Annotated in this window: 13 protein-coding genes and 1 tRNA gene; 3 read left to right on the forward strand and 11 right to left on the reverse strand. The window is 72.9% G+C overall.

Annotated elements, in window-relative coordinates; genetic code table 11:
* The first annotated feature begins 271 nt into the window (after positions 1-271).
* The gene (locus AB0I76_RS13915) at positions 272-478 is read left to right on the forward strand and encodes a hypothetical protein (RefSeq protein WP_357034396.1); all 207 of its coding nucleotides are present in this window, start codon (positions 272-274) and stop codon (positions 476-478) included.
* Positions 479-501: 23 nt separating this feature from the next.
* Here the strand turns inward: AB0I76_RS13915 and AB0I76_RS13920 are convergent, their stop codons facing one another.
* Both AB0I76_RS13920 and AB0I76_RS13925 read right to left on the reverse strand, forming a co-directional pair.
* A complete protein-coding gene (locus AB0I76_RS13920) occupies positions 502-1653 on the reverse strand; it encodes a polysaccharide pyruvyl transferase family protein (protein ID WP_357034398.1) in 1152 nt (383 codons plus the stop codon).
* 73 nt (positions 1654-1726) lie between these two features.
* Entirely contained in the window at positions 1727-2308 is a 582-nt protein-coding gene (locus tag AB0I76_RS13925) for a TetR family transcriptional regulator (RefSeq protein ID WP_357034400.1), read from the reverse strand.
* A 76-nt stretch (positions 2309-2384) separates the two neighbouring features.
* Here AB0I76_RS13925 and AB0I76_RS13930 point away from each other — a divergent pair, with 76 nt between their 5' ends.
* Together AB0I76_RS13930 and AB0I76_RS13935 are read left to right on the forward strand one after the other, a co-directional pair.
* Entirely contained in the window at positions 2385-2963 is a 579-nt protein-coding gene (locus AB0I76_RS13930; RefSeq protein WP_357034402.1) for a dihydrofolate reductase family protein, read from the forward strand.
* A 41-nt stretch (positions 2964-3004) separates the two neighbouring features.
* Positions 3005-3931: an aminoglycoside phosphotransferase family protein gene (locus AB0I76_RS13935; protein ID WP_357034404.1), complete on the forward strand. Its 927-nt coding sequence runs from the start codon at positions 3005-3007 to the stop codon at positions 3929-3931.
* 29 nt (positions 3932-3960) lie between these two features.
* Here the strand turns inward: AB0I76_RS13935 and AB0I76_RS13940 are convergent, their stop codons facing one another.
* From AB0I76_RS13940 to AB0I76_RS13980, 9 genes are all read right to left on the reverse strand, one after another.
* A complete protein-coding gene (locus tag AB0I76_RS13940) occupies positions 3961-4965 on the reverse strand; it encodes a CehA/McbA family metallohydrolase (RefSeq protein WP_357034406.1) in 1005 nt (334 codons plus the stop codon).
* A 59-nt stretch (positions 4966-5024) separates the two neighbouring features.
* A complete protein-coding gene (locus AB0I76_RS13945) occupies positions 5025-5822 on the reverse strand; it encodes an alpha/beta fold hydrolase (protein WP_357034408.1) in 798 nt (265 codons plus the stop codon).
* A gap of 34 nt (positions 5823-5856) precedes the next feature.
* Positions 5857-6471 (reverse strand): dihydrofolate reductase family protein, encoded by a 615-nt coding sequence (locus AB0I76_RS13950; protein WP_357034409.1) that lies wholly within the window; start codon positions 6469-6471, stop codon positions 5857-5859.
* 126 nt (positions 6472-6597) lie between these two features.
* The gene (locus AB0I76_RS13955; protein ID WP_357034411.1) at positions 6598-7467 is read right to left on the reverse strand and encodes a hypothetical protein; all 870 of its coding nucleotides are present in this window, start codon (positions 7465-7467) and stop codon (positions 6598-6600) included.
* A 28-nt stretch (positions 7468-7495) separates the two neighbouring features.
* The gene (locus tag AB0I76_RS13960) at positions 7496-8050 is read right to left on the reverse strand and encodes a SigE family RNA polymerase sigma factor (RefSeq protein WP_357034413.1); all 555 of its coding nucleotides are present in this window, start codon (positions 8048-8050) and stop codon (positions 7496-7498) included.
* A gap of 315 nt (positions 8051-8365) precedes the next feature.
* Positions 8366-8440, reverse strand: a tRNA-Val gene (locus AB0I76_RS13965).
* Between the two features lie 89 nt (positions 8441-8529).
* Complete coding sequence (locus tag AB0I76_RS13970) at positions 8530-8997, reverse strand: peroxiredoxin (protein ID WP_357034415.1); 468 nt, start codon at positions 8995-8997, stop codon at positions 8530-8532.
* An 81-nt stretch (positions 8998-9078) separates the two neighbouring features.
* Entirely contained in the window at positions 9079-9516 is a 438-nt protein-coding gene (locus AB0I76_RS13975; RefSeq protein WP_357034416.1) for a DUF3052 domain-containing protein, read from the reverse strand.
* A gap of 111 nt (positions 9517-9627) precedes the next feature.
* Positions 9628-10722: transketolase C-terminal domain-containing protein (locus tag AB0I76_RS13980; RefSeq protein ID WP_357034418.1), on the reverse strand; the 1095-nt coding region annotated here is incomplete at its 5' end.

Raw genomic sequence — 10722 nt, forward strand, 5'->3', positions numbered from 1 at the left:
GCCGGCTGGGCGGGGCGTCGCTGCCGGACGCGGCCCGGTACGCGGCCCGGGTGGCGGCCGCGGCCTGCACCCACGACGGCATGGAGTATCCGCCGGGCCTCCTTCCCCGCCCCTGACTCCCCCGCCCCTCCCTCGCGGGCAGTTTCGGGGAAACAGGTGGCTCGCGGGCGCCCGAGGCCACACTTTCCCCGAAACTGCGGCCGACGGGTGGGTCACGCGCCGCCCCGCGCTATCCGCTGCGCGCCCGCGCCGGCCGGTGCAGGATGGGCGCATGGCATCAACGGTGGAGATCCCCCTGGTGGGCGGCACGGCCGACGGGCAGAGCGTCACGGTGGAGCTGGACCCGAACGGCCGACCGCCGCTGACCCACCACCACATCGGCGCCGAAGGTCTGGCGGGAGCGGAGATCTACGAGCTGGAGTCGACCGACGCGGGCAGCGGCCAGTGGCGCTACTGCTGGCGGGGCCCGGCGGTCTGACCCGGGCGGGGCCGCCGTCCGCCTCAGGCGGCGCTCGAGCGGGTCAGGGCCCGACTGCGGATGCTGTCCAGGACGGCCCGGGTGACCTGGGAGGTGCCGCGGGCGTCCTCGCAGACCTCGGCCACCCGCCGCGCGGTGGCCTCGGCGCGCTGCTCCCGCTCGTCCCAGAGCCGGTCGACCTCGGCCAGCAGGGGGCCCTCCACCTCGCGTTCCACGCCCCGCAGGGCCGGCACGCCGAGGCGCTGGGCGAGGTCGAAGACCTTGCCGGCGTACGGCAGCGGCAGGAACGGCGTGCCCACCATCGCGGCGAAGATCAGGAAGTGCAGCCGCATGCCCACTGCCAGGTCGAAGTGGCGCATGAGACCGAGCACCTGTTGCGGCGAGTAGGTGCCGTGCAGGATCCGCCCGTGGTCGGCGGAGGTCATGTGCGACAGCACCCCGTGTGAGTGGCGGATGTCGTCGCGTTCCATCGGGACGAACAGCACGTACGCGTCGATCCGGTGCACCAGGAAGTCGCCGATCTGGGCGAGCAGGCGGTGGTAGCCGTCCACGTCCAGGCGTTCGGCGGCCCGTCCGGGCTCCCGTACGCTCATCCCGACCAGCCGCTTGCCGGCCGGCACCCCCTCCTCGCGCAGCAGGTGCGCCGGGAAGTCCTCGGCTTCGAGCAGGAACGCCGGGTCGGCGGTGACGGTGATCGGGTTGAGCAGGCCCGCCTCCTCCAGCGCCATCCGCGACTCCTGGTCCCGGACGGTGACCTGGGTGGCGCTGGCCAGGGTCTCGCGCACCATGCCGGTGTCGATGCCCTCGCTGAGCGGCCCCACCCCGACCGCGTACGTGAGCAGTGGCAGGCCCCGCTCCTGGGCCACCCGGACGACCCGCAGGTAACGGCGGGCCTCACGGTCGTAGAGGATGCCGCCGCCACCGAGGATCAGCAGGTCGAGCTGGGCCAGCACGAGCGCGGAGTCGGTGCGGCTCACGCCCTCCCAGGGCACCGCCTCCACGTGGGGGTGGACGACACGGGTGTGGGCGGGGTTCCGGGAGAAGACGATGATCCTCGCGTTGGGCTCCTGCTCCCGGAGGTCGGCCAGGAGGCCGGTGAGGATCGCCTCGTCGCCGAGGTTGCGACCGCCGTACGAGCCGAGAATCCCGATGGTCAGACCGGCGCCATGCGTCATCCGTCGCCCCTCCCCGGAGTACGTCGCGGGCCGTTTTCCCGGTGCGCCGGGGAACAGTCCTCCGCCGGGGGCGTCACCGCGCGTCGGCCGCGCCCACCAGGCGCGACACGAGGGCCGCCACCACGTCGTCGGGGTCGAACCCGGCCCCGATCGACGTGGTGAGCAGGTCGAGGAGGAGCCCGTCGACCGCGTAGTGCAGCAGCGCCACCTCGAACGCCCCGCCGGGCAGCCCGGCGGCGACGTGGAAGGTGACGTCGTCGCGGTAGCCCCGGCGCAGCGTGTCGCCGAGGATCGCGGCCAGGTCGGGACGGCGGGCGGCCTCCAGCCGGAGCTCGATCAGCGCCCGGGTGAGGTCCGGTTGCCGGGTGGTGCGCTCGACGATGTAGCGGACGTAGTCGGTCAGCAGCTCCGGTGAGGGCTCCCGGGTGGCCAGACCGGCCAGCACGGCCTCGTCCGGGGCGAACCGCTGCATGATCCGCTCCCCGAGCGCACCGAGCAGGGCGTCGCGGGACCGGAAGTAGTTGGAGGCGGTACCGATCGGCACGCCGGCCTCGGCGTCGACCGCGCGGTGGGTGAGACCGCGCGCGCCGGTCGCGGCGAGGACCCGCAACCCCGCGTCGGCCAGGGCCGCCCGCCGCTCCACGTTCCGTGCCACGAAAAGACCCTAGCAACAACCACGACAGTTGTCGTACGCTCTCAACCACAACATCCGTAGTGAATAAGGAGTCCGCTTGCGCAAGCTCGTGTACTACGTCGCCAGCACCCTCGACGGCTTCATCGCCGCCCCGGACGGGTCGCCCGACTTCTTCGGCCTCGAACCCGACCTGGCCGCGCACATCGCGGCCCACTGGCCGCAGACCCTCCCCACGTTCACCCACCCCCAGTTCGGCGTCGAGAACCCGCAGGGCCGCTTCGACGCGCTGGTGATGGGCCGCGCCACGTACGACCCGGCCCTGAAGATCGGGATCAGCAGCCCGTACGCGCACCTGCGGCAGTACGTCTTCTCCCGCTCGCTGCCCCCGTCCACCGACCCGGAGGTGGAGATCGTGGCCGGCGACCCGGTCGAGTTCATGCGGGCGCTCAAGCGGGAGCCGGGCGGGAACATCTGGCTCTGCGGCGGCGGACAGCTGGCCGGTCAGCTGCTGCCGGAGGTGGACGAGCTGGTGCTCAAGCTCAACCCGGTCCTGGTCGGCAGCGGCGTACCGCTGGCCTCGCGCGGGTTCGAACCGCACCGGTTCGCGCTGGTTGAGAGCCTGCCCCTCGCCAGCGGGACCGTCGTCCTGCGCTACACGCGCCCCGAGCCGGCGTAATCCGCTTGCCGGGCGTCCACCGGTCCGGCCACGGTGGAGCCATGGGGACCCGGATCGGCTGGACGAACCTGCCCGGCGACGTGCGCGCCGCCGTCGAGGACGTGCTCGGCGACCGCGTGGTCGAGGCGGTCTCGCAGCCCGGCGGCTTCTCGCCGGGGACCGCCGACCGGGTCCGTACGGCCAGCGGGCGACGGGCGTTCGTCAAGGCGGTCAGCCCGGCACAGAACGCCGACAGCGTCCGCCTGCACCGCGCGGAGGCGCGCAACACCGCCGCCCTTCCCGCGTACGCCCCGACGCCCCGACTGCTCGGCGTCCACGACGACGGTGAGTGGGTGGCGCTGGTGCTGTCCGACGTGGACGGGCGGCACCCGACGACGCCATGGCATGCCGACGAGCTGGCCGCCGTCCTCCGGACCCTGGAGGAGTTGGCGACCGCCCTCACCCCGAACCCGGTTCCGCACGCCCCGACCGCGACGGCCCAGTTCGCGACGCAGCTCGACGGCTGGCGCCGGATCGCCGCCGAGCCGCCCGCCGACCTGTCCCCGTGGACCCGCGCCCACCTGGACGAGCTGTGCGCCGTGGCGGATCTCGGCATCGCCGCACTGGACGACGGCGACACGCTGTGCCATCTCGACCTGCGCGCCGACAACCTCCTCGTCGACGCCACCGGCCGGGTCACCGTGGTGGACTGGCCGCACGCGGCCGTCGGTCCGGCCTGGCTGGACACCGCGATGCTGCTGGTCAACGTCGAGTTGCACGGCGGTCACGACGTCGAGGCGCTCCTGCGCCGGTCGGCGCTGACCGTCGACGTCGACCCCGACTCCCTCACCGGGTTCTACGCCGGGGCAGCCGGCTACCTCACCGACGCTGCCCGGCGACCACCGCCGCCCGGCATCCCGACCGTCCGCGCGTTCCAACGCGCCCAGGCCGAGGCGCTGCTCCCCTGGCTCGCCCGGCGGCTCGCCTGACGGCGGCGCGACGGCGACCGCCTGACCCGTCAGGCCAGCACGACGGGGTTGGTGAGCGCCGCCGGGTGTCCCGCGGCGTCGCGCACCTCGACCCGGACGAAGGCCGACTCCTCGGCGCTGGTGAGCCACTCCACCGAGCCCGTGCCGCCGCCGGGCAGGGACTCGCGGTGCGCCGTGCCCCGCTCGGTGTGCATGCTCACCGTGCCGGACGGCACACCGTCGACGTGTACCCGGACCTCCACCGGCCGGCCGCCGGTCTCCAGTCGCTCACCGAGCCCGGCGTGACGTCCGCCGGCGACGACCGTGAGCGCCAGCTCGACGTCGGCCGACCCGGCGATCCAGCTCCGGCCGGCCCGGATGCCGGCGAGGATCGCGGCCCTGCTCAGCTCGTCGGCCAGCACAACCGTGTGCGGTACGCCGATCTGTCCCTCCAGATGGGCATCGCTGTTGCCCATCGCCGGCCGGAGCCGCCCCCGGTGCAGATCGACGGCCAGGTTGCGACCCCACTCGGCCAGGGCCGCCTCGTTGTCGGCGTTCCAGGGCAGATCCGAGGTCCACAGCCCGTTCCAGACCTCCACCACGTCGAAACCGTCCCACGGATACATGAAGACTCCGGAGGGGTAGGGCGCGTGCGGATGAGCCGCCACGCAGAGGCCACCGACGCGACGGACCTCATCGAGATGGCGACCGACCACATCGTCCCGGACGCCGTACCGCCAGTCGACGAGTTGCCCCGGCTCGATGCCGAGCGCCAGCCAGTGCCCTGTCCGCGTGGTGACCTCCTGGCCCAGGATCACCAGCAGGTCGTCACCGGCGAGTGGGCCCCACGTTCCGTGGGTGTCGGACGTGTTGTGTTCGGTGACGGCGATGAAGTCCAGCCCGGCCGCACGGGCGGCGGCGGCGAGGTGCGCCGGCGTCAGGTCCGCGCCGTTCGACCGCACCGAGTGCACGTGACAGTCTCCCCGGTACCAGCCCCTCCCCCGCCCCGCCGCCCGTACCGGCGGGAACCGAGGTGGCGTGATCCACTCCGTCACTCCGGCAGCGTACCCACCGCCGGGTCCGGCCGGCGGTCCCGCGACCCCTTGCCGGCGACTCAGCCCGGCGCGGTCGCGGGATGGGTGAGGAACGGCAGGACCGCGGCGGGCAGCGCCGGTGAGCCGACGATGTCGTAGTGGGTCAGCCCCGGCAGCACCGCCAGCCGGGCGGCCGGCCGGTCCGTGCCGTCCCACCCGGCGTCCCGGTGGCCGCCCCCGAGCAGGCCGAAGAACTCCACCATGTGCGCCGTGGTGACCGAGTCCGCGTCGGCGAAGACCAGCAGTGTCGGCAGGGTCAGCGCGGCCACCTCGGCGCACCAGTCGTAGTCGCGGCGCAGCAGGTCGCCGGTCTTGGCCCAGAGCCGCGGCCAGTCCTCCGGCCGGGGCGCGACCCGGGCGTAGAGCTGGTGCGGCGGCGTGCCCCGCATCCGCTCGCCGAACGCCTCGTCCTGTTGCGCCATCGCGGCGAGCACCTCCGGGTACCAGCCGCTCCGCCGGCAGGGCGCCGACACGACCACCAGCCGGCGGACCAGCGCCGGGTGCTGGACGGCGGTCCGCAGGGCCACCCCGCCGCCGAGCGAGTAGCCCATGACGTCCGCCCCGGCGAGACCGAGACGGGTGATCAGCGCGGCGACGTCGTCGGCCAGCGACTCGTACCGCAGCGGGCGGTCGACGTCGGCGGTACGGCCGTGCCCCTGCAGGTCCACCGCGACCACCCGGCGGCGCTCGGCCAGGGCGGGCAGGATCGGCGCGAACATCTCCACCGCGCCGTACCCGCCGTGCAGCAGCACCAATGGCCGGCCGGTGCCGTGCTCCTCGTACCACAGGCGCAACCCGTCGATCTCCGCGTAACTCATGCCTCCATCCAAGCCCAGCGGTGCGGCCCGGGGCTCAGCCGCCCACGGAGCCGAACGTCGGTTCGCCGGCCGCCTCGTAGGTCAGCATCAGCACGCCGCTGCCGGACGTCCGGCTGTCGGTGAGCCGCAGGCCCGCCGGGGGCACGCCGTCGGCGAAGAGTCGCCGTCCGCGTCCCAGGACCACCGGGAAGACCAGCAGCCGGTACGTGTCGACCAGCCCCTCCCGCATCAGCGACTGGACGAGCGCGGCGCTGCCGTGCACCTGGAGTTCGCGGCCGGGCTGGTTCTTCAGTTCGGTGACCGCCTTGCCGAGGTCGCCGTCCAGGGCCCGGGCGCCGTTCCAGGGCGCCAGGTCGTCGGGATGGCTGGTGGCGACGTGCTTGGGCAGCCGGTTGAGGGCGAGCCCGACCGGGTCGCCCGCTTCCTCCGCGTTCGGCCAGTAGCCCGCGAAGATGTCGTACGTCCGTCGGCCGAGCAGGAACGCGTCGGCCTCCTCGAAGATCCCACTCATGTACGCGCCGACCGCGTCGTCGAAGTGCGGGGGCAGCCAGCCACCGAGGTCGAACCCGCCGCTGCGGTCCTCGTCGGGTCCTCCCGGCGCCTGGTGGACGCCGTCCAGGGTCAGGAAGCTGGTGACCGTGAGTCGCATGATTCTCCTCCTGGTGTCGCCGGTACCGTTTCCGGCTCTCACCATGCCGACGATCGACCGACGACCGATCCGACGACCCGCTCACCGGAAAGTTGTGACCCCGGCCACAGCCTCCCTTGCCCGGCGTCAGCTCGTCGTCGGTCTCGGCCTTCCGGCGGGGGATTCCGCCGTGACCACCACCTGCGACACCTCGATGTCCACGGCTTCGGCGGCCCGAGCACGCAGCAGGTCGAAGGTGGCGCGCTCGATGGCCGGTCCGATGTACGTGGCGCGTACCCAGTTGACCCAGCGCTTCTGCGCGTCACGTTGCTGCCCACCGGCGGAGCCACGGACGGGTATGCCCTCGAGGTCGAGGATCACCGGCTCCCCCGGGCCGGAGACGGCGGGGCCGGAGACGGGGCCGGTGGCCGACACGGTGAACCACAGGCCGGACACCTCGACGACCTGCGCGTCCTGCACGCCGTCGACCATGCGTAGGTTCGCGGCGGCCCGCTCCAACTCGGCTCTCGTGACCGACTGATCGATGGGGACTGCCGGGCCACCTACCGGAGCGTCGGGGAAGAGGGTCCGCAGATCGTCGACCTGGGAGTAGTCGCGATCCCCCGGGCCGAGCGCGGAGAACACCGCCGTCCGGAACTCGTTCGTCGACGACACGTCCGACGTCATGCGTCCCTTCTTCGGTGTCCAGGTCAGGATGGGGATCTCCGTCCAGTACTGGCGCAACGACGGGTCGAGAACGGTGGCCGAGGCCGCCGGCCGAGGGTCCTCGTCCCGGCGAGGTCCGCCGCCGGTGACGGCCGTGACCCCGACCGCCAGGACGAGCACGACCGCGAAGGCACCGGCCGTCGCGACCCTTCCGGTCCGGCGACGCCGCGCCAGACCCTGGACCAGGTCGTACGGCGGCACGAACGCCCGACGCGTCGCGTTGTCGGCCGCGTCCCGGAGCATGGTCTCCAGGCCGGGCAGGGGGCTCTCCGGGACAGGCTTGTCGGCCATGGGGCTCTCCCGGTCGGGGTACTGGCGTTCAGACATGACGACGCTCCAGGTGTGTGATGTCGTCTGGTCGGTCGGACCGGCGCGGCGTACCGGCCCGCGGCGGCGAGGCGTCCGCCTCGGAGAGGATCTGTCGCAGGGCGCTTCGCCCACGCGACAGCCGGGCCTTGACCGTCCCGGCGGGCACCTTCGTCTCGACGGCGACCTGGTCGACGGACCGATCGCACAGGTGGTGCAGCACGATCGCGCGCCGCTGCTCCTCGGGCAGACGTTGCAGGGCCGCCACGATCAGCGGAGTCTCCACCCCGGGCGCGGGCACCTGCGGAACCGGTCCGTGGCGCCGCCACGCCGCCAAGCCGGACCGTGCGGAGCGCCAGCGGCTGACCGCGACCCGACGGGCCACGGTCCTGATCCACGCCTCCGGTTCGTCCCCGTCGGCGAACCGGCCACGTCTGCTCCAGGCACGGACGAACGCCTCCTGGACCGCGTCCTGCGCCTCGGCGAAGTCGCCGGTCAGCAGATACACCTGCCCGACCAGACGCGCGAACGCCGATGCGTAGAACGCCCGGTAGTCCTCCTCTGTCATGCCGACCCAACTCTCCTCGGTGGCTGCTCCTCCCACTCACGCAGCGAAGCGACACCCTGGTTGCATCGGATCGGCAAAAGCCCGCAGATCGCGGCCCGGGTAGCTCCGAAGCGGTTGTTCGCGCTGACCCGGCCACTCACGCGCCGCCGTCGACGTCGGTGGAGGTGAGGAGGAGTCGCTGGACCGGGCCGGGCAGCCAGTCGCGGTGTGGCCAGTCGCGTTCCCCACTGGTCCCCCGGGTCACCTGCTCTCCCGGCGACATCGAGACATCAGGTGAAGTACCCGCATCTCGGGCCGGTTCGTGCTGGTGGTACGTGGTGGGCGCGGCAGGTTTCGAACCTGCGACCCCTCGCTTGTAAGGCGAGTGCTCTCCCACTGAGCTACGCGCCCGGAACGCCCGTACGGCGGGCCGGAGGCTGGCAAGCTTACCCTGCCCTCCGCCGGCCCGTTCGTACGGTCGTGCGCCCGGATGGGACGGATCAGCCGGCGACGGCGTCGGCCAGCGCCTTGCGCCAGCTCTGCTGGTCGCGCGCCTCGCCCGGCATGTTCATCTCGGCGAAGCGGACCACGCCGTCCCGGTCGATGACGAAGGTGCCGCGGTTGGCGATGCCGGCGACCTCGTTGAACACCCCGTACGCCTGGGCGACCCCGCCGTGCGGCCAGAAGTCGGCCAGCAGCGGGAACTGGTAGCCCTCCCGGTCGGCCCAGATCTTGTGGGCGTAGACCGAGTCGACGCTGACCGTGAGCACCTGGACGTCGTCGTTGACGTAGTCGTTCAGGTTGTCCCGCACCTCGCACAGCTCGCCCTGGCAGATGCCGGTGAAGGCGAGCGGGTAGAAGACCAGCAGCACGGTGCGCCTGCCACGGAAGTCCGAGAGCCGGACCTCCTGGTTGTTCTGGTCCTTGAGCACGAAGTCGGGCGCCTCGGCGCCAACCTCGATGGGCATGCGAGCTCCTCGGGTCGGGTCTGGGTGGCACCAGCCTGTCACACCGGCGGGACCGGGCCGCCGGGTGCGGGGGATGTCCGGCTACTTCTTGGCCTTGGCCCCCCGGCGCAGGACGAGGCGGGCGCCGCTCCAGTCGCGCCCGGCGTTGATGGTCGAGGTCTGCTGGAGGCCGGCGGTGGGCGCGGACTCGGCGACCTCGCTCGGCTCGACGTGCCCCTCGCGCCCGGCCTTGGGCGTGAGCAGCCACACGACACCGTTGTCGGCCAGCGGGCCGAGGGCGTCCACCAGGAGCTCGAAGAGATCACCGTCGCCGTCGCGGTACCACACCAGCACGGCGTCGACCACCTCGTCGGTGTCCTCGTCGACCAGCTCTCCACAGCGGTCCGTCAGGGCGTCCCGGAGATCCTGGTCGACGTCGTCGTCGTACCCCATCTCCATGACGACCATCCCCGGTTCGATCCCGAACCGGTCCGCCAGGCTGCGTACCCCGTCGGCGGCCTGACCAGCGGTCGCGCTCACTGTCGCGTGCCTCCTCATCTCATCCCTGCTCGCGGCGTCGTGCGACGCCGTCAGGCAAAGTCCACACAGTTGTGGCTCCCCGCGCAAGTGGCGCACCGGGTGGAACGGAATTTACCGTGCCAGCAGTGTGCGGGCACCCTGGGTGATGGCTTCCTCGGAGACCAGTACCTGATGCGCGGCCGGGCCTAATGGTACAAACGAGTCGACTCCGGCAACCCGCCGCGCCGCTCCGACGTATCCCGCGTCCACCAGGGCGGCGATCACTCCCTCCCCGACCCCGCCGGACCGGCGTGTCTCGTCGACCACCAGCACCCGGCCGGTCGCGGCGGCCTCCCGGATGAGGTCGCCGACCGGCAGCGGGGCGAGCCACCGCAGGTCCACGACCCGGGTGCCGACTCCCTCCTCGGCCAGGGCGGCCGCCGCCCGCAGCGACATCCGGACGCCGTTGCCGAACGTCACGATGGTCAGGTCCTCGGCGGAGCCGACGCCGTAGACCCGGGCCCGGCCGACCGGCACGTGCCCGCTGCTCCAGGCTCCCGGCTCCGGATACTCGGCCAGCCACTGGTTGTCACCGTCCGCGTACAGGTCGCGGGTGTGGTAGAGCGCGATCGGCTCCAGGAAGACGCAGACGCTGCCGTCGACCGCGGCGCTGGCGAGGCAGGTCCGCAGCATGGCCGCCGCGTCGTCCGGCCGCGCCGGCACCGCGATGAGCAGGCCGGGCACATCCCGGAGTACGGCCACCGAGTTGTCGTTGTGGAAGTGCCCGCCGAACCCCTCCTGGTACGCGAGCCCGGCCACCCGCACCACCATCGGGTTACGGAACGCGCCGGAGGAGAAGAACTGCATGGTGGCCGCCTCGCCGCGGAGTTGGTCCTCGGCGTTGTGCAGGTACGCGAGGTACTGGATCTCCGGCACCGGCAGCATCCCGGCCAGCCCGGCACCGAGGCCCAGCCCGAGGATGGAGGTCTCGTCGAGGAGGGTGTCGAAGACGCGGGCCGGGCCGAAGCGGTCACGTAGGCCCTTCGTGACCCCGTACACCCCGCCCTTGACGGCGACGTCCTCGCCGAAGACGGCCATCTGCGGGTGGTCGAGCATCCCGTCGGCGAGCGCGGCGTTGATGCTCTGCGCGAGCGTCAGCGGGCCGGACAGCTCGGGTGGCTTTCCGCCGAACGCCTCGGCCCGCGCGGCGGCGCCGGGGCCGCTGGC

Origin of the sequence: Micromonospora sp. NPDC049799, assembly GCF_040656655.1 — a bacterium.
Taxonomy (GTDB): Bacteria; Actinomycetota; Actinomycetes; order Mycobacteriales; family Micromonosporaceae; genus Micromonospora.

What these genes read in the sequence shown, in the direction of transcription:
- AB0I76_RS13960 (WP_357034413.1), bottom strand. Translation starts at nt 8,050, where the DNA reads ATGACAGAGGAGGACTACCGGGCGTTCTACGCATCGGCGTTCGCGCGT.
- AB0I76_RS13950 (WP_357034409.1), bottom strand. Translation starts at nt 6,471, where the DNA reads ATGCGACTCACGGTCACCAGCTTCCTGACCCTGGACGGCGTCCACCAG.
- AB0I76_RS13945 (WP_357034408.1), bottom strand. Translation starts at nt 5,822, where the DNA reads ATGAGTTACGCGGAGATCGACGGGTTGCGCCTGTGGTACGAGGAGCAC.
- AB0I76_RS13920 (WP_357034398.1), bottom strand. Translation starts at nt 1,653, where the DNA reads ATGACGCATGGCGCCGGTCTGACCATCGGGATTCTCGGCTCGTACGGC.
- AB0I76_RS13915 (WP_357034396.1), top strand. Translation starts at nt 272, where the DNA reads ATGGCATCAACGGTGGAGATCCCCCTGGTGGGCGGCACGGCCGACGGG.
- AB0I76_RS13970 (WP_357034415.1), bottom strand. Translation starts at nt 8,997, where the DNA reads ATGCCCATCGAGGTTGGCGCCGAGGCGCCCGACTTCGTGCTCAAGGAC.
- AB0I76_RS13955 (WP_357034411.1), bottom strand. Translation starts at nt 7,467, where the DNA reads ATGGCCGACAAGCCTGTCCCGGAGAGCCCCCTGCCCGGCCTGGAGACC.
- AB0I76_RS13935 (WP_357034404.1), top strand. Translation starts at nt 3,005, where the DNA reads ATGGGGACCCGGATCGGCTGGACGAACCTGCCCGGCGACGTGCGCGCC.